Below are 20,173 nucleotides of genomic sequence, written 5' to 3'. Positions count from 1 at the left end.
GCGCGCAAAGTTGAAGGTATGGAGTACGCTATCTGTAACTCGTTTGGCTTTGGTGGTACAAACGGTTCTTTGATCTTCAAGAAGTTCGCTGAGTAACACTATCTAACCTAATTTAGATAAGCGAAACTTGTATTCTAACGGCTCGATGCTTAGCATTGAGCCGTTTTGTTTTATTTGTTGTCTGCTAATTTGAAGGTACGTGAATGTTTTGGGTAAATGGAGTTCCGCAAACGCATGTAGAGCTAGGTGATCGCTCATTCCAATACGGTGATGGAGGCTTTACCACCATCCTGACCCAAAATGGAGAGTTGGTTTACTGGCAGGAACATACTGAGCGCATGAGTGCTTGCCTTGACGCTTTGAAGATCTCTTCACCTGACTGGAAAGTTGTGCATGATTGGGCAAGCAAAGCGGTTTTATCTGACGCACGAGCGGGGGTGAAGATTCACGTTAGCCGCGGTATTGGCGGGCGAGGGTATAGCCCTAATGGGATTGAAAGCCCTATCGTGACGATTTCCAATTTTGCGTTTCCTTCTCATTATTCATCTTGGCAAGAACAAGGCGTGGACTTGGGCGTTTGTAATACTCGTCTAGGGATTCAACCTTTACTTGCGGGACATAAGCACAACAACCGTTTAGAGCAGATTCTCGCCAAGGCTGAAATCGACAATACAGAGTTTGCAGATGCAATAACGTTAAATGTGCAAAACCATGTCATTGAAACTACAATGGCCAACCTTTTTTGGGTTAAAGGTAATAAAGTATTTACGCCGGAGCTGACCTTATCAGGCGTTACGGGCGTAATGCGTCGTAAGGTGCTTGAGTTACTTAAAGTAAGTCATATTGAAGTCATCGAGGGGCGTTTTATACTTCCAGATTTTCTGAGTGCTGATGAGGCTTTCATGTGTAACTCAATATTAGGTGTCGCACCTATTCGCAGCATAGTGACATCGACCTCTAAGACTATATTTCCGATAGGAAAATTGACTCAACGACTGCAAGGGAATTTAACTACGTGATTAAAAAACTGTTGGCTTTTGTTGTGCTGATCGCAGTGATAGGCGCAGCAGCTGTTTTTTATATAATTTCACAGGCTAAACAATACGTTGAAAAGCCTGTTCTATTGGAACAACCTCAGCTGTTTACTGTAGAAAGTGGTACAAGCTTTCATCATGTCATGCGCGCCTTAGTTGAAGATGAGGTGATTGAAACATCGGAGTACATCCGTTTAATTCCTCACTTATATCCAGAATTGTTGCAAGTGCGAGCGGGTACTTACCAACTTGAGCCTAGTATGTCACTTTCGCAAACATTGGAGCATCTGAATACTGGAAAAGAATACCAGTTTGCGATCACTTTTGTTGAAGGCAGCCGCTTTTCTGAATGGGTAGATCAACTAAAAAGTGCTCCTTATTTAAAGCATGATTTAACCGATCTTTCAGAAAAAGAAATGGCTGCGAAGCTCGGAATTGAGAGAGAAAAGCTAGAAGGGTTGTTTTTAGCAGAAACCTACCATTACACAGCGGGTGCGAGTGAAAGCCAGTTATTAAAACGAGCGCATCGAAAACTCAATAAAATACTCGACGCTAGCTGGGAAGCTCGTCAAGAAAAGCTGCCATTACAGGATAAATATGAAGCCTTGATTCTCGCGTCTATCATCGAGAAAGAGACGGCTATTGATTCTGAGCGTGAGCGCGTCGCTTCTGTGTTTATCAACCGATTGAACAAACGTATGCGGTTACAAACTGATCCGACAGTTATTTATGGTATGGGTGACGCCTACGATGGCAACATTCGTAAGAAAGATTTGCGTACGCCGACACCATATAACACCTATACCATCAATGGTTTGCCACCAACACCGATTGCGATGGCTGGTGAAGCTTCCATTGAAGCGGCTTTGAATCCAGAAAGCAGCAACTATTTATATTTTGTAGCAAGTGGAAAGGGCGGACATGTATTCTCGAAATCCCTTGCTGAGCACAACCGTGCTGTTCGTGCCTATTTAAGAGAACTAAGAAAGAACAAATGATGAAAGCAAACTTTATTGTCGTTGAAGGCCTAGAAGGCGCGGGTAAAAGCACTGCGATTAAAACCGTTTTAGATACGCTAAAAGCGGCCGGTATTGAGGATATCGTAAATACCCGTGAGCCAGGAGGCACACCGCTAGCAGAAAAAATGCGCGCTCTGGTGAAAGAAGAGCACGAAGGCGAAGAACTTAAGGACATGACGGAGTTGCTTCTTCTGTACGCTGCACGTGTTCAGTTGGTTGAGAACGTGATCAAACCAGCTTTGGAAAACGGTCAGTGGGTGGTTGGTGACCGACACGATATGTCGTCGCAAGCTTATCAAGGTGGTGGCCGTCAGATTGACGCATCGTTAATGAAAAATCTCCGGGATACAACGCTTGGTGATTTTAAACCTGCTCTCACTCTCTATATGGATATTGACCCTCGTGTTGGGCTTGAGCGTGCACGTGGGCGTGGTGAGTTAGATCGTATAGAGAAGATGGATATTAGTTTCTTCGAGCGTACACGTGAGCGTTATTTGGAGATTGCTCATGCCGATCCTTCCATCGTTATCATTAACGCAGAACAGACGATTGAAGGCGTGTCGCGTGATATTCGGGACGCTCTAAACGAGTGGCTAGCTCGTCAATAAGTGAAACGTAAATTTAGGTGACTCATGTTAAATGATTATCCATGGCTACAGCCAATATGGGATAACCTCAAAGTAGGGTTAGAGTCGGACAGAATACCAGGTGCGCTTTTATTACAAAGCGAGCAGGGCTTGGGCATCGAAAAACTTATCGAGTTTTTTAGCCAAGCACTTCTTTGCCAAAATTACGCGAGTGAAGCATGCGGTTTTTGTCATAGCTGCCAGCTAAATCAATCTCAAAACCACCCTGATTTACACTGGATCAAGCCAGAGAAAGAAGGAAAGGCGATAACGGTGGACCAAATTCGCGCTTGTAACCGTCTTGCTCAGGAATCATCTCAGCTTAATGGTTACCGCCTATTTGTAATAGAACCGGCGGACTCTATGAACGAGTCGGCATCGAATGCGCTGTTAAAGACGCTAGAAGAGCCTGGGGCAAAGTGCTTGTTTTTGCTCGCTACCCACAATCAGGAGCGTCTGCTCCCAACGATTCGTAGCCGTTGCCAACACTGGGTTGTTGCGCCTCCGTCAGCGGAACAAGCGATGCAATGGATGCACGAACAAGGGGCGAAGCAAGTTCCTGCTTATGCCTTAAAACTGAATATGGGCTCTCCAATAAAAACATTGGATGCGTTAAATAATGGTGAGCTCGAAGCTTACTTGGCTTTTGAACGCAGTTTTATTAAGGCAATGTCTTCGCCTGTTTCAGACGTTTCTGAGTGTGCTTCTTTAATCGCTAAACACTCAGAGCAATCACTAGACTGGGCATGGTATTTACTGACAGATGCTCAGAAAGCGCAGTTTGGTGTATCAGAAGCTCAAATGCTTCCGGGCGCGACAAAGTTTCAACCGGACAACTATAACGGTTTGTACTCATCAGCGAAGGCGCTGATGAACCTAAAAGCTCAGGTGCAAGCCTTTCCTGGCCTGAACCTTGAGCTACTATCAATGAATTGGTTAATTGAATCACGAGAGGCATTATGTTCGTAGATTCTCATTGTCATTTAGACAAATTGAATTACGACGATCTCCACATCAATGTGGAAGACGTTATTAACAAAGCTAAACAAGCAAACGTAACTGAACTACTTTCTGTTGGAGTAACGCTGGATTCTTTCCCGAAAATGATGGAAATGATCGAGCCTTATGACAATGTTTATGCTTCGTGCGGTGTGCACCCACTTGATGTTGAAAGCGACTTTTCGATGGACGTATTGCGCCACCATGCGTCGAATGCAAAAGTCGTCGCTATTGGCGAAACGGGTTTAGATTATCATTACAAGCCCGAAACGGCCGCGTTACAGAAAGAGCGCTTTGAGCAACACGTTGATCTTGCAGTGGAGCTCAACAAACCTTTAATTATCCATACCAGAAACGCACGTGCGGATACTCTAGATATTTTGCGTAAGGGTGGGGCAGAGAAATGTGGTGGTGTTATCCACTGTTTTACAGAAGATCTTCCATTTGCTGAAGCTGCACTGGAGCTGGGGTTTTATATTTCTATCTCGGGGATTGTTACTTTCCGTCAAGCTACAGAGTTAAAAGAAGTGGTGAAGACTCTACCTTTAGAGAAGCTTCTTATTGAGACAGATTCTCCTTACTTGGCTCCTGTCCCTCATCGTGGCAAAGAGAATCAACCCGCTTACGTTGTCGAAGTCGCTTCTTATATTGCGCAACTCAAATCGTGCTCTCTTTCTGAAGTGGCACAAAAAACCACCGAAAACTTCCGAAATCTTTTTTTGCGATGAAAAAATAATAAGAGCATAAAAAAGGAGCTTAGGCTCCTTTTTTGTTGATAAAAACAACAGATACGCTCACGAGTTTAATGTTTACTAAAAATGTTGATTTAATAACATTCAAAAATCACAAATGTAATTTTGTTACTAAAAATAACATTGAGGCGTATTTTATTTACGCCTTAAAATTAATTATATAAATAATTAATTCCTTATAAAACAGTAACATAAGTGCAATGCAAACCTTTTCATCGGCTGTTTTTGGGTGTGATCCAAGACTTGTTTTGAAACTAAATTTCGTAACTGTGTGGAAAGTTTGAGGGTCATCAATATATATTTAGAGCCGGAAAATATAATGCAGTTGTGGTTACATTTTCATTGGGTGCTAACCTTTAGGCTACGGGGGTGTGCCGTTAGTGCCCAAATAATACTTATAAATTTATCAGGAGCATAAACATGTTTAAGAACCTTTTTGCTAACCTGCAAAAAGTTGGTAAGGCTCTGATGCTTCCAGTATCAGTTTTACCAGTTGCAGGTATTTTATTAGGTGTGGGTGCTGCCCATCTAAGCTTTATTCCAGAGATCGTTTCTAATCTTATGGAACAAGCTGGTGGTTCAGTATTCGGCCAAATGGCACTTCTATTTGCAGTAGGTGTAGCTCTAGGCTTCACTAACAACGACGGTGTTGCAGGTCTTGCAGCTATCGTTGGTTACGGCATCATGACGGCAACGCTAGGTGTAATGGCGGGCGTTATGGGTGTTGAGAAAATCGATACAGGTGTACTAGGTGGTATCCTTGTCGGTGGTGTGGCTGCTTGGGCATTCAACCGTTTCTTCAAAATCCAACTTCCAGAGTACCTTGGCTTCTTCGCTGGTAAGCGCGCAGTGCCAATCATCACTGGTTTTGCTGCGATCATCCTAGGTGTTATCCTTTCTGTTATCTGGCCACCAATTGGCGGTGCAATTTCTGCATTCTCTGATTGGGCTGCACACCAAAACCCACAGCTAGCATTCGGTATCTACGGTGTTGTTGAGCGTTCTCTAATCCCATTCGGTCTACACCACGTATGGAACGTACCGTTCTTCTTCGAAGCAGGTTCTTGTGTTAACGCTGCCGGTGAAGCTCAAAATGGTGTACTAACTTGTTACCTAGTTGCTGATGAAGCATCTCGTGCTGCTGGTAATGGCTTCGGTCAGCTAGCGGGTGGTTACATGTTCAAGATGTTCGGTCTACCAGCTGCAGCAATCGCAATTGCTCATTGTGCTAAACCAGAAAACCGTGCAAAAGTAATGGGTATCATGGCGTCAGCTGCACTGACTTCATTCCTAACTGGTATTACTGAGCCAATCGAATTCTCATTCCTATTCGTTGCTCCACTACTATACGGTATCCACGCTCTACTAGCTGGTTCTGCATACATCGTTTCGAACACTCTAGGCTTTGTACACGGTACTTCTTTCTCTCACGGTCTGATCGACTTCCTAGTTCTATCTGGTAACGCTCAGAAGATGGTGCTAATGATTGCCGTTGGTCTAGTTTACGCAGTAATTTACTACGTAGTGTTCCGTGGTGTAATCACAGCGCTTGACCTAAAAACACCTGGCCGTGAAGATGAAACGGAAAGTGCAGCTGTAACTTCTGGCTCTGATATGGGCGGTGAACTGGTTGCAGCGTTTGGCGGTAAAGCTAACATTACTGGTCTAGATGCATGTATCACACGTCTACGTGTAGCAGTTGCAGATACAGCTGCTGTTGACCAAGACAAGCTAAAACAACTAGGCGCTGCTGGTGTTGTAGTTGTAGCTGGTGGTGTACAGGCTATCTTCGGTACTAAGTCTGATAACCTAAAAACTGAAATGGATGAGTGGATTCGTAACCACGGTTAATCGCAGTCATTCATAGTAATGCATAAAAGGAGGCTTCGGCCTCCTTTTTTAGTTCCTATTTTATTAACTGACAGTTCCTTTTTAGTGTGATCCTAAACTCATCTTTACTTTTGTCAGCTTTTTCATACATCGAGCTTACCCATTGTTGACATATTGATATGCCATTATGTTTGAATAGCGAATAATGTTTTTTTGAATAATTGATAACGTGTATGAAGAACAAATTCATTTTAGTTTTGGGACTAGTTTCTAGTACGGCAATGGCGGCAAGCGAACCAACGGATCTATCAGTTGGTATGGCTGTCGATCAACAATTAAGTGTTGTTGTAGAGTTAGATAACAAATATCGTGGCATTATCGGAAACGATGGTATGGCGTTTGATTACATCGCTAAGCGTGGAACATTCGATCAAAACATGCCTGTGACTTGGTATGTCGGCGTTGGTGGCTGGTATGAATGGGATGACGAGTTTGGTGTGAGAGTACCACTTGGTGTGAACTGGGATTTATCACGCGGCTGGGACCTTTATGGCCAAATACACCCAGAGCTAGATCTTTACAAAGGTGCTGACTTGCAACTTGGCGGCGCCGTTGGCATCAAGTACAGTTTCTAGAATTGAACTAATGTATGTATAAAAAAACGCCGGTAACTACCGGCGTTTTTTATGTGGAACTTAACGTTCTATTGTTTATCCATGGCTCGCTTGATGCAAACGGCAGCGCCGCCCCAAGTGATACCTAAACCAATAACCATCATAATAATTGCGCTGATTGTCATTTTGCTGTCTCCTTGCGGTTCACTGCGTTGATCACTAGACCAAAGATAAAGAGTGCGGCGATAAGTGCCCAGCCTAAAGTTAGATCATAGCCACCGTAGCCTTCAGTAATTAGGGCGTATAGCTTGGTCGCTAAGATAATGGCGAGCATGATTGGTGTAACGAAGCGTAAGCAGATCTCGAACCATTGACCAACAGAGAAATCAGAGCGCTCGTTAACGTAATTACGTACTTCTGGCACGCGCTTCAATAGCCACGCCATCAAGACAATCTCAACCAGACCACCAACCATGATGCCAACGTTGTTCGCAAAGTGGTCTACTAGATCGAGTAGCAGCAGACCGCCATTGGTAGCAAACGCCATAGAGACAACGAAGCCAATACCAATCACAACATTTGCAGCTTTTTTACGGCTCCACTTCAGCTTGTCGATAATGGCTGAAGTTACGGCTTCCATAATTGAAATATGCGAACTTAGACCAGCAACCACCAGTGCAAAGAAGAAAAGTGGACCAAGAATATATGGGGCAGGTAGTAGGTTAATTGCCGCAGGTAAAGTAACAAAAGCCAAGCCAACGCCTGCAGATACCACCTCTGTTAACGGCTTACCTTGCTCTTGAGCCATGTAACCCAATACTGAGAAGATCATGATGCCGGCTAGGATCGAGAAGCCACAGTTGATCAACACGGTCATAAACGCGTTATTCGTTATGTCCGACTTTTCTGGTAGGTAGCTAGAGTAAGCTAGCATGATGGCGAAGCCGATACTTAGCGTAAAGAAGATCTGACCATATGCCGCTGCCCATACTTTCACATCCCAAATTTTGCTGAAATCGGGTTCGAACATGTAGTTCACGCCATCTAGAGCTCCTGGCAAGAAAATCATACGTCCGATTAAGAAAATCACCATCAAGAATAGGATTGGCATCATAATTTTAGATGCTCGTTCAATTCCTGATTTCACGCCTTTGGCAATAGCGGTGTAAGTAATTGCCCAAGCAATTACCATGGATAAAGCAATCTTCCATTGAATACTGCCTAAGTCTGTTGGTGAGTTGTCACCTAGCTTTAGGTATTCACTAAAGAAAAATGCGTTGGTATCGGTTCCCCAACCTTGAGTGAACGACAACCCAAAGTAAGAAATCGACCAACCGATAACAGCCACATAGTAAACGGCAATAACTGCAGCCACACCAACTTGGAACCAGCCAAGCCATTCAAATTTAGAATGAATTTTCGCTAGTGTTTTTGGTGCCGAGCCTCGGTATTTTTGTCCCATACTGAACTCAAGGATCATAAATGGAATACCGGCAGTGATCATGGCAAAAATGTAAGGAATAAAAAATGCGCCGCCACCGTTTTCATAGGCCATGTATGGGAAACGCCAAATGTTTCCCAAACCGATAGCAGACCCAACTGCTGCTAATATGAATCCCGCCCGGGATCCCCATTGTTCTCGCTTCATATTTGACTCCTATAAGACTCCCTGAGGAATGAAGCTCTCTACGTAACACAGTAATAATTGCGCAAACAGTTGGAAGAAAGGACCGCTGTTATCCATCAGCTTTTCTATCCTTAATTCTAACTTCTTATAATTTTATAGAGCTATATTCTGGCTACTGTAAGAGAAAGTAGATTATTAATCTTAAAATTTTGATGTGTGTTTGATAAAACTGAAATATTTATCTGTTTTCACTGATCAGACTAACTTCTAATAATACTTAGCGCAATAGAATCTAAATGTTAATTCAGATGCGTTGTCTGGTTTTAATCTTGTTAAATTTGAGTTTGATTGTGGTTTTGTGTGGGTGGGTGGTTGTTTGTCTGGAATAAATGACTGGGATCTAATAATTGCTTTGGTGTTTAAGACTATTTTGATTAATTAGGGCGTACGGCTATCTTTTGTGCACCTATCTAGATGATGCTTCGTTACTTTGCCAAACAATGGTGTTTAGACGATATCCTTTAATCGGCTCTGTGCAGGACTCGTTCAGCGTTCTTTGTGACGAGCCCTACAGAGGAACATGCATAAAAATTAGAAGCGGAAACTAAAACCAACATTTGATTGGAATTGGTTCATCCAATCAGTATCGAACTTAATGATACAGTTTGAGCCGTCATTAGGTAGAGTACAGGCGCCAGATGTATCGTTATCAACGACCGTTCCTAACCATCTCAGTTGGGCTGTTAACGCAAAGTTCTTTGAAAATTCATATTCCAGCCCTGCAAAAGCGCTAGCCGAAAATCCGTATTTTTTGTCTACCCAATCCACATCGGCGTAAGAAGCCCCCAAGCCTACACCGATATAGGTTTGCCAATTTGCTGCGACAGGATAGTACATGCTGCTTTGGAAGTGCAGATAATGGATATCTGCCGAGTTGGACAGCTTTTCAAGTTCCGTCGATTGATTGGAGTAAAACAATCCGATCCTTCCTTTTTCTAAGGGAGTCTCGACTGAAAGAGCGTAATTCACTGCGGGGTCGAGATCGTATTTATTACCACTTTCATCCTCTACTTGGCCGCCTCCTGTATAGCCTATGTATGGCGTAACGATGATATTCGCTTGTGCATTGATAGCAGTACTCATCATCATGATTCCTACTAGCCAGCTGAGTTTTTGGTTCATGCCCTATCTCCTTATTATGACTAAGCTAATTGTGATGGGTTAGTCAAAATTGCGCGACTAAATTAAGCAAATCTTGAACATATTTCACACCAGTGTTATTAATTTGTTACATATTAAGGAGGTGTTTATGGAACACGATCTAAAATCCGCATTAATCATTGTGGTGACTGTTTTTGCAGTGCTTTTGTCATTTGGCATCATTGCTATTACAACAGCTTAAGATAACCACTTTTACCAAACGTTTTAACAAAATGGCGTGAGCCTATGATACGTAACAGCGGTATAATCACAGAAAGCCATGCAGAGCTTGATGTAAAAGTTTATGAGCACTTTAGGCATGGTAAAACTGCTTTAGTCACGCAAGGTGGAGGGCAGAGAGGGATTTTTACCGCTGGCGTTTTAGACGCCTTTTTACTTTCCAACTTCGATCCTTTCGATGAATTCTATGGCACCTCTGCCGGAGCACTCAACTTATGTTCTTACTTGTGTCGTCAACATGGCATGGGCAAAGCTTTTATTACCGAGCTGACAACGTCTCCTGAATTTTTTAATCTTTTTCGCTATATCCGAAAGCAGCAGTACTTAGGTTTAGAGTGGGCATTAGAACGGATTCAAGATTTCCCATACAAGCTTGACCTTGATTTAGGGCGCAGTGCATTGGGAAAACGAGGAGCGTTTGCTGCGGTAACGAATATAGAGACGCTATCAGATCAATATCTACCAATCTTGGATGACTCGTGGTTTAACACTATGCTAGCGACGTGTGCAATTCCCAAGTTGTACCACGGACCTGTCGACGTAAATGGCAATAAGTTTGTTGATGGCGGCGTGTCTGCCTCTATCCCTGTACAAGAAGCGTGGCGTCAGAATGCTCGCAACATTATTGTCATTCGCACAGAGCCGTTTTCAGAGATTGAAGCGAGAGCCCAAAGTGAAGTGGGGGATGTGCCTGTCGAATGGTATCGAGAGTCTATCAACTCAGTACAGCAATCATGGCAGCAAAAAGTGAATCAGTGGAAGCTGGATTGGGCGTCATTCTTCCAACAAAAAATTAATTCAGCACATCAATCGAAGCTTGCAGGGAAAATGCTGTTAAATGGAGGTCGTTGGTTGTTCGGTGCCGATAACTTGTATCGTTTAAGCCACCTGATTGGTGAGAATTTTGATTCAGGTTTAGCCGACATGCTGATGATTCATTATCAAACATTTGAGCTCACTCAGGCCTTTATATCTGCTCCACCTGACGACACTTTTATTTTACAAGTTGCGCCTAAAGAGGGGCTTCGTTCTTCTTCTTTGTTAAGTGACCAAGAGTCACTAGAGCATGACTATCAACTTGGGCTTCAAGCTGGGTTTAACCTAGTTCAACTCTATGACCAGCTGGATGTTGAAATTGATGGTAGAGAGAGAGCATAAACCTTCTTACGTTCACGATGTGCGCAATATACAAAGCATATAAATAAGGCTCCATTTTCGGAGCCTTATTTGCGGGTTCTTGTGGTTAACTCTGGTTAGGTATAACGACTACGCTTGTAGAATGCGCATGCAGTTGGTTGAGCCAACAACATCCATTACATCGCCTTGAGTAATAATGACTAAATCACCTTTGTGCAAGTACCCTTGCTCTTTAAGGCTAGTAATCGCTGCTTGAGCCGTTGGTAAACCCGCATCACTTTTTGACTCGAAATATACAGGTGTCACGCCTCGGTATAATGCTGCTCGATTTAGTGTCGATTCATTCCGTGATAAGGCAAATATTGGCAAGCCAGAGCTTAAGCGAGACATCATCAACGCAGTCCTGCCGGACTCAGTTAACGAGATCATCGCTTTAATTCCTTCCATGTGATTCGCAGAGTACATGGTTGCCATTGCGATGGTTTCTTCAGCGGTTTCGAAGGTTCTATCTAAGCGATAGGTTGATAGACTTGCCTCCGACATTTTTTCTGCCCCCACACATACTTCGGCCATGGATTTGACCGTTTCTACAGGATATTTACCTGCAGCAGTCTCTCCAGACAGCATCACCGCGTCAGTGCCGTCTAGAACCGCATTGGCCACATCCATCACTTCAGCACGCGTTGGCATTGGGCTAGTAATCATGGACTCCATCATTTGTGTCGCAGTAATCACGATACGGTTTAAACTGCGTGCGCGGCGAATCAGTTTTTTCTGGACACCTATGAGCTCAGGGTCACCGATTTCTACACCAAGGTCACCACGTGCAACCATCACTACATCGGATGCGAGAATAATGTCGTCAATAGACTCATTGGTCGCGACGGTTTCTGCTCGTTCGACTTTAGCCACTAACATGGCTTCAAGGCCTGCATCTCTGGCTAAGCGTCGAGCGTAATGCATGTCTTCGCCGTTACGCGGGAATGAAATAGCAAGGTAGTCTACTTGAATTGCTGCGGCGGTAAGAATGTCGGCTTTATCTTTCTCTGTGAGCGCATCCGCTGACAATCCGCCGCCTTTTTTGTTGATCCCTTTATTGTTGGACAGTGGACCACCGACAATCACACGGGTATGAACTTTATTACCCTCTACTGTAGTAACTTGCAGCTGAACGCGTCCATCATCGAGTAATAAAATGTCATTTGGTGAAACATCTTGCGGCAGTTCTTTATAATCTAACCCTACAGATTCTTGATTGCCTTCACCTTTTGGTAAATCACTATCTAATGTGAATTTATCGCCCACATTCAAAATGACTTGGCCGTCTTTAAACGTTGATACACGGATTTTAGGGCCTTGTAAGTCACCAAGAATTGCAACCTGACGCCCAAGTCTTGCTGCAATGGTACGGACTTTGTTCGCACGTTGAATGTGGTCTTCACTGGTTCCATGTGAAAAATTCATACGGACAACGTTTGCACCGGCTTTGATGATCTCCTCAAGTATATTGTCCTTATCCGTTGAAGGACCCAGCGTAGTGACAATTTTTGTTCGTCTTAATTTGGAAGTCATAGATTCTCCGATGAATGTGTGTGTAAAGGTAACTTGAACTCTATCCTTACTTTACGCAATCGCTCTCAAGGTTAGCCTCGTTGCTGAGCCCACACCTTAAAGCTACTTGAATATAAGTATATGCACAGAATGTTTATATTAAGAGTAACCCCGGTAAAACAGACAGATATTCGACAGGCAATGGCCTTATTGATAAAAATGCGCTGCTTTAAAGGCACTACTTCATAATTTAGTGAATAAAAATAAGTTATTTTTCAAACAATTTAACAGGAGTAGATTCTTCGTTATTTGATTGAATACACAAACAAACAGGTTTATACGTGATGCTTGTCACGGGGATTTATTAATTCACTTCACAATTAGTTCGCAAAGTAAAAAAATTGTCCCGTTATAGAATTTCGGAGTGCAAGATGTACATGGCTCAACCGGGCCATATTGATCATATCAAACAGGTCAATGCTGGTCGTGTATATAAACTAATTGACCTAAAAGGTCCTATTTCTCGAATTGATTTGTCCAAGCAGAGTGAGCTTGCTCCTGCTAGTATCACCAAAATCACTCGAGAATTAATTGAAGCGCACTTGATTCATGAAACGACAGTACAAGAAGCGACGAGTCGTGGTCGACCTGCTGTCGGTTTGCAGGTCAATAATGAAGGCTGGCAATTTTTGTCAATGCGTTTGGGGCGAGGTTATTTAACCATTGCTTTGCATGAGTTAGGCGGTGATGTACTGATCGATACTAAAATCGAGATACACGAGCTTGATCAAGACGATGTGCTTGAGCGCCTGCTTTACGAAATTGATGAATTCTTTCAGACTTACGCGGATCAACTTGATCGGGTTACCAGTATTGCCCTTACGCTGCCTGGTCTCGTGAACTCAGAGCAAGGTGTCGTTTTGCAGATGCCTCATTACAATGTCGAAAATCTTGCTCTTGGACCAGAGATATACAAAGCAACAGGCTTGCCAGTTTTCATTGCCAATGACACGCGAGCTTGGGCATTAGCAGAAAAGCTTTTTGGTCATTCTCAAGATAATGACAACTCCGTTCTTATCTCTATCCACCACGGTTTAGGTGCGGGCATCATTCTGGATGGGCGCGTTTTGCAAGGCCGTCACGGTAACATTGGTGAACTCGGGCATATTCAAATTGACCCAAATGGAAAACGTTGTCATTGCGGCAATATTGGCTGTTTGGAAACCGTTGCCAGTTCTCAAGCAATTCGTGAAGAAGTCGTAAAACGAATCGCTGATGGCGAAGACTCTATTCTTGCTAAACAAGAAGAAATGAGTATTGAGAGCATTTGTGAAGCCGCTGCAAACGGTGATCCTTTGGCCGTCGATGTGATTGAAAAACTTGGACGCTACTTAGGCTCTGCAATTGCTATTGTGATCAACTTATTTAACCCTGAGAAAATCTTGATCGGTGGTGTGATTAACCAAGCAAAAGATGTGCTTTATCCTGCGGTTCGTCGCTGTATCGAAGAGCAGAGTTTACCTGTTTATCACCAAGATCTTGAGCTGGTAGAGTCTCGTTTCTATAAGCAAGCCACAATGCCTGGTGCCGCGTTGATTAAGCAAGCGTTGTACGATGGTCAACTATTGATGAAGGTTGTGGAAGGTTAAGTACTTTTTAACATGATGATGTGCCTGGCTGTTGAGACTGCATTTGTAGGTGATTTAGGGTGAGACTTAACGGCTCACCCTTTTTGATCGCCTATTACTAGAAAGGGAATTTGAGTTATGTTGCATTGCTATATCTGCGCCATTCATGTAATTTCCTAAAAAGCTCAAGTAAATAAACAAAATGGCTTTCAATGTGCTGCGTGACTTTGCGTCTGATGCAAAGAGAAGTAATACGCTAAAACTGTTGTACTTTAAAGCTGTGCTCGAAAAGCCAAATATTTTAAGGTTATTTGGTTATATAACCTTGCTGTGTCTGTACTGATTTCGAGTAAAATAAGAATTATCCATAATTTAGGTAGTAGTATGTCCGGAGTGTTAAATACGGTTGACCAGCGTACAAACTTGGTTGGTGAAAATCGACTAGAGCTTCTGCTGTTCACTTTAAATAGTCGCCAATTATTTGCGATTAATGTGTTCAAAGTGAAAGAGGTCATCAAGCTTCCACCGTTAACCAAGCTCCCTGGATCGCACTACAATATTCGTGGGGTTGCTTCTCTACGAGGTGAAGCGGTACCAGTGATTGATTTACGAGGCGCAATTGGTTTTCCTGCTTTACGTGGTGAAGCGGAAGAAGAAAATTTGATCGTGACAGAGTACAACCGCACGGTGCAGGGCTTCTTAGTCGGTCCGGTTAAAAACATTATTAATACGGCATGGACTGAAATTCAGCCGCCTCCTTCCACGTCTGGTCGCTCGAATTACCTCACGGCTATCACGCAAATCAAAGAGGGGGATGCCTCTCAAATTGTCGAAATTATTGACGTTGAAAAAGTTTTAGCAGAGATCGTGCATTACGACGTGACTATTTCGGAGGACATTCTCGATCAAGAACTGGCCCAAGCAATGGTCGGGCGTAATGTTCTGATTGTGGATGATTCCTCTACAGCTCGTAATCAAGTTCGCGATACGCTTTCTCAATTGGGTATGAATATCATCGAGTGTCGTGACGGGCTAGAAGCGTTAACGGTTTTAAAACGTTGGTGTGATGAAGGTAAAGATGTAGAAAAAGAGCTGTTGATGATGATTACGGATGCTGAAATGCCTGAAATGGACGGTTATAAACTGACCCATGAAGTGCGCCAAGACCCACGTATGTCTAAGTTGTTTATCACATTGAACACTTCTCTGAGCGGTAGTTTTAATGAAGCCATGGTACAAAAAGTAGGCTGTGATCGCTTTATATCTAAATTCCAACCGGATCTGCTGGTTGAAGTTGCTCAAGACCGATTACGCCAGATGCTTTCTAAAAGTGCATGATTAGATCTAGTGAAATCAGAGGGTGCGCACCTCTCTCTGATTTTTAACATCTCTCTCCTTAATTCCTCTGTACTAATGGAAATCCCGAGATTTACTTTGTAGATTGTTCAAGTAGTGCGTGCAATCAATCAACTTACCAGCAATGACGTGCGTGACTTCTCCCTCTCTTTCAAGAATGCCTTTCACCATTAATACTTTAGCGCCTAAATACGCTTGCTTTTGGGCTCGTGCTGTCGCTTGCCAAACGACCACATTAATGTTGCCCGTGTCATCTTCTAACGTAAAAAATGTCACGCCAGCGGCGGTGCCTGGAGATTGTCTTCCTGTTACCACACCTACCACTGTGACCAGTGACTTATGCGGTTTCTCTGTCAGTTGCCTCATGCGGGTAAAGTGAGGGAGTTTGCCCGTTTCTTCTAATAATTTAATTGGATGGCGGCTAAGAGATAGTCCCGTGCTTGCGTAATCCTCAATTAAATTTTCATATTCAGAGGGTTGAGTCTGGTAGCTAACATTGGGTTCTTCGACCTTGTGAAACAATGGTAGGTCAGATAAGGAATCCATTGCTGCCCAGCGAGCGTTATAACGATTTCCCGATAAGGCCTGAAATGCATTGGCTGAAGCCAATAATTCAATGTCACTTCGGCTTCTTAATATCTGCTTTACTTCTTGAATCGATCGGTAACCATTAAGTGGTTTGCGCTCAATAAGCCTTTGTGCGCTTTCTGCGTTAAAGCCTTTCACCAAGCGAAAACCAAGTTGCACGCCGAGCCTGCCATTCGGACGTGAGACGAGATGATGCTGATATTTTGAATGATTGACGCACACCGGCAATACTTCGATGCCATGTCGGCGAGCATCTTGTACTAATTGCGATGGGCTATAAAATCCCATTGGTTGGCTGTTCAACAATGCAGTGTAAAATTCGGCTGGGTAATAATATTTTAACCATGCAGAACAATATGCCAGCACTGCGAAAGACGCTGAATGACTTTCAGGGAAGCCGTACTCACCAAAGCCGCAAATCTGATCGAAAATGCGCTCAGCAAACGCTAAGTCATAACCTCTCTCTTGCATACCATTGATCAGTTTTGGTCTGAATTTAGCGAGATCGCCATTCTTTTTCCATGATGCCATCGCTCGACGGAGTTGATCGGCCTCGCCGCCGCTAAACCCTGCGGCTACCATGGCTAGCTTGATGACTTGCTCTTGGAAAATAGGGACGCCCATAGTCCGCTCCAGAACGCTTTTTACTTCTTCCGATGGATAATTGACAGGCTCTTTGTGATCTCGTCGTTTTAAAAAAGGATGCACCATATCACCCTGAATAGGGCCTGGACGAACAATTGCAATTTGAATCACTAAGTCGTAATAACAAGCAGGCTTTAGGCGAGGAAGCATGCTCATTTGTGCACGAGATTCAATTTGGAATACGCCTATCGTGTCAGCTTTTTGGATCATGCGGTACACGTGTGGATCATCTTGTCGGCGAGTGATCTCGGAAATCGAGAGGGATCGCTGGTGATGTTTCTCGACCAGTTGAAAGCACTTTTTGATGGCGTTTAACATGCCGAGTGCGAGTACATCGACTTTTAGTAGCTTCAAGCTTTCTAAATCGTCTTTATCCCATTGAATGATAGTGCGATCTTCCATCGAGGCATTTTCAACAGGTACCAACTCATATAAAGGGCCAGATGAAATTACAAAGCCACCTACGTGCTGAGATAAATGGCGTGGGAAGCCAATGATCTCGTTGACCAATTGGATAAACTGCTGCCCTTTGAGAGATTCTGGTTGTAAGCCAAGTTCAATAATTTGAGCTTGCCAGCCTTGGCTGCGATCTCGGCGATTAACGTTCTTAATGAAAAAATCTAATTGGGTCTCTTCAATCCCTAGTGCTTTACCGACTTCACGCACGGCACTTTTAAAGCGATAGCTGATCACTGTTGCAGCAAGTGCTGCACGCTCACGACCATATTTTTTGTAAATATACTGGATAACTTCTTCACGGCGCTCGTGTTCAAAGTCCACATCAATATCCGGCGGTTCCTTACGTTCTTTACTGATAAATCGTTCGAATAAGACAGCGATTTGTCGAGGATCGACGGCGGTAATTTCCAGGCAATAACACACCACAGAGTTTGCAGCGGAACCTCGCCCTTGGTAAAGAATGCCTTGCTGTTTCGCGAACATTACGATGTCGTGAATAGTAAGGAAGTAGTAGTGGTATTTCAGCTCTTGAATAAGCGCCAGTTCATTCTCGATGGTTTGATTGACTTCTGCTGGCACGCCTTCAGGAAAACGCAGCTTTTTACCACGTTCGACCAACATACGTAAGTAAGAGTCGGGTGTATAACCATCTGGGATCAGCTCGGTAGGATATTCGTATTTTAAATCGGAGAGCTTAAACTCGCATAAATCGGCGATGTAAGTACTTTCTTCCAGCCATTCTGGTTTGTAAATCCGAATCAACTTTTTAAAAGGACGAAGCGCTCGCTCAGTATTCGAAATACGGTCAAAACCGAGTTTATCGACGCTACACCCATGCTTTATAGCAGTAAGTACATGCTGTAATGGCAAGCGTTCAACATCATGCATGAGAACGCCTCCGCAGGCAGTTATAGGTAATTGAAATTCATGTGCTAACTGCTCGCAGTGCGCAATGTACTCAGTATCGTTGTTACTCAAATGGCGCTGAATCGCTACCCACAAACGATTAGCGTGGTGTTGATTGAGCCAGCGCCCCCAATAGTGATCACTCTCTTGATGTGTGGGCAGCCACAATACCAAACAATGTCGAACCGACATCAAATCCCATTCGAACAGTTGATAGTTGCCTTTTTCACTGCGTCTCCTTGCGTTTGTGATGATACGACACAACTCGGCATAAGCCTTGCGACAAGGGCAAAGCAGTACGATTTGGCATTCATCATTTAACCAAAACATACTTCCAACGATTTGTTTGATATCGAGTTTATGTTGTTCGATGGTCGCATGGGCTTTGACAATGCCCGCGACTGAACATTCATCCGTTATAGCTAGAGCTTGATAGCGATAGAAAGCAGCTTGGAGTACCAGCTCTTCTGCATGAGAAGCTCCAGTCAAAAAAGAGAAGTTAGACTGACAAAATAGTTCCGCGTAACTCATAATGACCCAACAAAAATAACTGTCGATTTAACAAAAATAGCCATGAAGAAACCAGTGCTTGTGCTGATCGCGAAATATCCATAACCAGCGGCCTTGCTTGGTGTGTGCAATGTAGTAATCACGCATGATCTCATCACCATCCCACCACCCAGAAACTATTCGCTCAGGTCCGTGGACCAAAGAAACTTGCTCTTGCAATACAATGGGAGTCGGTAATTGCATTGCTGGGCGTAGTATGGATGGTATGGCGTGCCCCTTTTCATCCGGAGCATCAGCAGGGCGATACTGACTGGCCTTTTCTGGTCTAGGATCGCAAGCAATATTGGGTTTTAAAACGGCACTTTTCCCCAATTTAGCTTGCAGTAAAGAAAGCAACTCTAAAGCATTCATGTTTCCTTTCTGCCCAGCAAAGAGATCGCGTGATGCACTAAGAGGCTCACCTTGACGGATGACTTTTAACGTTAGCCCTGTGACTGGGCCATTAAGCGAGAGTGATTCTAAGCTTAAACTCGCTAACTGTTGCCAACGCTGACATAGGTAATCACCTTGCGCAGAAGTGAGTTGAAGGTGCTGCTCTTGTTTCTCACGCTGGTGGAGTGTTAAACACAGTTCAAAAGCGACCTTATCTCTTAATTTAAGAAAGGTTTCGAGTTGACGAAGTAATTTGGCCAACGGTTTTTCAATCCACTGAACGTTTTCGATCTCAAACAACAGCTCTAAATAAACTCGGAAGGATTCGGTAGGGTGATAAAGGTCGACAGGGTGTTTAAACTGCCCAGTCAGTCGACCAACGTAGTTCACCAAATCGATATCAAAGCGTCGTGCGATGTCTTGCAATGGCAGTTCAAGCAGGTTTTGCAATGTGGTGACGCCTACACGTTGTAACTTCTCTACGGTAGCGCTTGATAAATCTGCCAGTGTTAACGGTAATGGTGATAGGACTTTTTGTATGGTAGATTTGTCTTCACTGATGACGTTCGCTCCTGATATTGCCATCAATTTGGCAGCAAAAGGCGAAAAACCACATCCGAATTGAAAACTCAGTTTCAGCTCCGATAAGTGAGCTCTGACTTTATTCCAATAGTTTTCAAGCCCTTCATACAGAGCGAGCATTGGAGTAGCACGCAGTAAAATACCTTGGTTTGGCATCAACACAACGTCAGATGTGATCAAATACAACCACTGAGCTACCTCTTGTAATTTATTTAATTCGGTTTGTGGATGATAAGGATGCACTTGTAAATCTCGACACAAGGACGCAGCACTGCCTAAGCCCATACCAGGCTTAATGCCTTGTTGTTCGGCAATCTCGTTGTATTGAATAATCTGGCAACGTTGGCTTTCGACAATCACCACGGGTTGTTCTTGGTTATCACCAAAGAGTGCGTCTAGCTGCAGGCGAGGGAAGTGTAAGTAAATCCACAGAGACAT

At 43.6% G+C, this 20,173-nt stretch carries 17 protein-coding genes and 1 pseudogene; 12 read left to right on the top strand and 6 right to left on the bottom strand.

All coding sequences use genetic code 11. From position 1 onward, the window contains the following. From R7E42_RS17500 to R7E42_RS17465, 8 genes and pseudogenes are all read left to right on the top strand, one after another. Positions 1–96: pseudogene (locus tag R7E42_RS17500) on the top strand (3-oxoacyl-ACP synthase); the annotation flags it as partial. Between the two features lie 107 nt (positions 97–203). Next, positions 204–1,019, top strand: coding sequence for an aminodeoxychorismate lyase (pabC, locus tag R7E42_RS17495; RefSeq protein ID WP_151515009.1), 816 nt, complete (start codon positions 204–206; stop codon positions 1,017–1,019). Next, a complete protein-coding gene (gene mltG, locus R7E42_RS17490; RefSeq protein ID WP_151515008.1) occupies positions 1,016–2,032 on the top strand; it encodes an endolytic transglycosylase MltG in 1,017 nt (338 codons plus the stop codon). The genes pabC and mltG overlap by 4 nt, the downstream gene beginning before the upstream one ends. Continuing rightward, on the top strand, positions 2,029–2,661 hold the full coding sequence (gene tmk / locus R7E42_RS17485) for a dTMP kinase (RefSeq protein ID WP_005387350.1): 633 nt from the start codon (positions 2,029–2,031) through the stop codon (positions 2,659–2,661). Before mltG ends, tmk begins: the two co-directional genes overlap by 4 nt. 24 nt (positions 2,662–2,685) lie before the next feature. Beyond that, a complete protein-coding gene (locus R7E42_RS17480) occupies positions 2,686–3,648 on the top strand; it encodes a DNA polymerase III subunit delta' (protein ID WP_318072881.1) in 963 nt (320 codons plus the stop codon). After that, on the top strand, positions 3,639–4,406 hold the full coding sequence (locus R7E42_RS17475; RefSeq protein ID WP_005372957.1) for a TatD family hydrolase: 768 nt from the start codon (positions 3,639–3,641) through the stop codon (positions 4,404–4,406). The genes R7E42_RS17480 and R7E42_RS17475 overlap by 10 nt, the downstream gene beginning before the upstream one ends. A 444-nt stretch (positions 4,407–4,850) precedes the next feature. Next, the gene (ptsG, locus tag R7E42_RS17470; protein ID WP_005372959.1) at positions 4,851–6,281 is read left to right on the top strand and encodes a PTS glucose transporter subunit IIBC; all 1,431 of its coding nucleotides are present in this window, start codon (positions 4,851–4,853) and stop codon (positions 6,279–6,281) included. Positions 6,282–6,493: 212 nt separating this feature from the next. After that, on the top strand, positions 6,494–6,895 hold the full coding sequence (locus R7E42_RS17465; RefSeq protein ID WP_005372960.1) for a hypothetical protein: 402 nt from the start codon (positions 6,494–6,496) through the stop codon (positions 6,893–6,895). Positions 6,896–6,963: 68 nt separating this feature from the next. Here the strand turns inward: R7E42_RS17465 and R7E42_RS17460 are convergent, their stop codons facing one another. The 3 genes from R7E42_RS17460 to R7E42_RS17450 form a co-directional block, all read right to left on the bottom strand. Further along, positions 6,964–7,059, bottom strand: a complete 96-nt coding sequence (locus tag R7E42_RS17460) for a MetS family NSS transporter small subunit (protein WP_005372963.1) — start codon at positions 7,057–7,059, stop codon at positions 6,964–6,966. After that, positions 7,056–8,522, bottom strand: a complete 1,467-nt coding sequence (locus R7E42_RS17455) for a sodium-dependent transporter (RefSeq protein WP_005372966.1) — start codon at positions 8,520–8,522, stop codon at positions 7,056–7,058. Before R7E42_RS17455 ends, R7E42_RS17460 begins: the two co-directional genes overlap by 4 nt. Before the next feature lie 570 nt (positions 8,523–9,092). Next, complete coding sequence (locus R7E42_RS17450; RefSeq protein WP_054577649.1) at positions 9,093–9,683, bottom strand: outer membrane protein; 591 nt, start codon at positions 9,681–9,683, stop codon at positions 9,093–9,095. 127 nt (positions 9,684–9,810) lie between these two features. On the opposite strand from R7E42_RS17450, the gene R7E42_RS17445 reads away from it, so the two are divergent. Together R7E42_RS17445 and R7E42_RS17440 are read left to right on the top strand one after the other, a co-directional pair. Continuing rightward, positions 9,811–9,903, top strand: a complete 93-nt coding sequence (locus R7E42_RS17445; protein ID WP_005372970.1) for a YnhF family membrane protein — start codon at positions 9,811–9,813, stop codon at positions 9,901–9,903. A gap of 44 nt (positions 9,904–9,947) precedes the next feature. After that, positions 9,948–11,099: a patatin family protein gene (locus R7E42_RS17440; RefSeq protein WP_318072880.1), complete on the top strand. Its 1,152-nt coding sequence runs from the start codon at positions 9,948–9,950 to the stop codon at positions 11,097–11,099. 108 nt (positions 11,100–11,207) lie between these two features. Here the strand turns inward: R7E42_RS17440 and pyk are convergent, their stop codons facing one another. Beyond that, on the bottom strand, positions 11,208–12,650 hold the full coding sequence (pyk, locus tag R7E42_RS17435; RefSeq protein WP_318072879.1) for a pyruvate kinase: 1,443 nt from the start codon (positions 12,648–12,650) through the stop codon (positions 11,208–11,210). 410 nt (positions 12,651–13,060) lie between these two features. On the opposite strand from pyk, the gene R7E42_RS17430 reads away from it, so the two are divergent. Further along, complete coding sequence (locus tag R7E42_RS17430; protein ID WP_213871732.1) at positions 13,061–14,278, top strand: ROK family protein; 1,218 nt, start codon at positions 13,061–13,063, stop codon at positions 14,276–14,278. A gap of 363 nt (positions 14,279–14,641) precedes the next feature. Next, complete coding sequence (locus R7E42_RS17425) at positions 14,642–15,595, top strand: chemotaxis protein CheV (RefSeq protein ID WP_005372976.1); 954 nt, start codon at positions 14,642–14,644, stop codon at positions 15,593–15,595. A 72-nt stretch (positions 15,596–15,667) separates the two neighbouring features. Here R7E42_RS17425 and R7E42_RS17420 read toward each other — a convergent pair whose 3' ends face one another. Together R7E42_RS17420 and R7E42_RS17415 are read right to left on the bottom strand one after the other, a co-directional pair. Then, positions 15,668–18,742 (bottom strand): error-prone DNA polymerase, encoded by a 3,075-nt coding sequence (locus tag R7E42_RS17420; protein ID WP_137282259.1) that lies wholly within the window; start codon positions 18,740–18,742, stop codon positions 15,668–15,670. Positions 18,743–18,769: 27 nt separating this feature from the next. Further along, entirely contained in the window at positions 18,770–20,173 is a 1,404-nt protein-coding gene (locus R7E42_RS17415; RefSeq protein WP_047103405.1) for a Y-family DNA polymerase, read from the bottom strand.

Source organism: Vibrio sp. Vb1337, from assembly GCF_033338715.1.
In the GTDB taxonomy this organism is placed as follows: domain Bacteria; phylum Pseudomonadota; class Gammaproteobacteria; order Enterobacterales; family Vibrionaceae; genus Vibrio; species Vibrio alginolyticus.
This window is presented reverse-complemented; position numbering and strand designations above follow the sequence as displayed.

Bases quoted from the DNA above. Each gene is read 5' to 3' on its own strand.
- pabC (WP_151515009.1), top strand. From the start codon at position 204: ATGTTTTGGGTAAATGGAGTTCCGCAAACGCATGTAGAGCTAGGTGAT.
- tmk (WP_005387350.1), top strand. From the start codon at position 2,029: ATGATGAAAGCAAACTTTATTGTCGTTGAAGGCCTAGAAGGCGCGGGT.
- R7E42_RS17480 (WP_318072881.1), top strand. From the start codon at position 2,686: ATGTTAAATGATTATCCATGGCTACAGCCAATATGGGATAACCTCAAA.
- R7E42_RS17475 (WP_005372957.1), top strand. From the start codon at position 3,639: ATGTTCGTAGATTCTCATTGTCATTTAGACAAATTGAATTACGACGAT.
- ptsG (WP_005372959.1), top strand. From the start codon at position 4,851: ATGTTTAAGAACCTTTTTGCTAACCTGCAAAAAGTTGGTAAGGCTCTG.
- R7E42_RS17465 (WP_005372960.1), top strand. From the start codon at position 6,494: ATGAAGAACAAATTCATTTTAGTTTTGGGACTAGTTTCTAGTACGGCA.
- R7E42_RS17460 (WP_005372963.1), bottom strand. From the start codon at position 7,059: ATGACAATCAGCGCAATTATTATGATGGTTATTGGTTTAGGTATCACT.
- R7E42_RS17455 (WP_005372966.1), bottom strand. From the start codon at position 8,522: ATGAAGCGAGAACAATGGGGATCCCGGGCGGGATTCATATTAGCAGCA.
- R7E42_RS17450 (WP_054577649.1), bottom strand. From the start codon at position 9,683: ATGAACCAAAAACTCAGCTGGCTAGTAGGAATCATGATGATGAGTACT.
- R7E42_RS17445 (WP_005372970.1), top strand. From the start codon at position 9,811: ATGGAACACGATCTAAAATCCGCATTAATCATTGTGGTGACTGTTTTT.
- R7E42_RS17440 (WP_318072880.1), top strand. From the start codon at position 9,948: ATGATACGTAACAGCGGTATAATCACAGAAAGCCATGCAGAGCTTGAT.
- pyk (WP_318072879.1), bottom strand. From the start codon at position 12,650: ATGACTTCCAAATTAAGACGAACAAAAATTGTCACTACGCTGGGTCCT.
- R7E42_RS17430 (WP_213871732.1), top strand. From the start codon at position 13,061: ATGTACATGGCTCAACCGGGCCATATTGATCATATCAAACAGGTCAAT.
- R7E42_RS17425 (WP_005372976.1), top strand. From the start codon at position 14,642: ATGTCCGGAGTGTTAAATACGGTTGACCAGCGTACAAACTTGGTTGGT.
- R7E42_RS17420 (WP_137282259.1), bottom strand. From the start codon at position 18,742: ATGAGTTACGCGGAACTATTTTGTCAGTCTAACTTCTCTTTTTTGACT.
- R7E42_RS17415 (WP_047103405.1), bottom strand. From the start codon at position 20,173: ATGTCTCTGTGGATTTACTTACACTTCCCTCGCCTGCAGCTAGACGCA.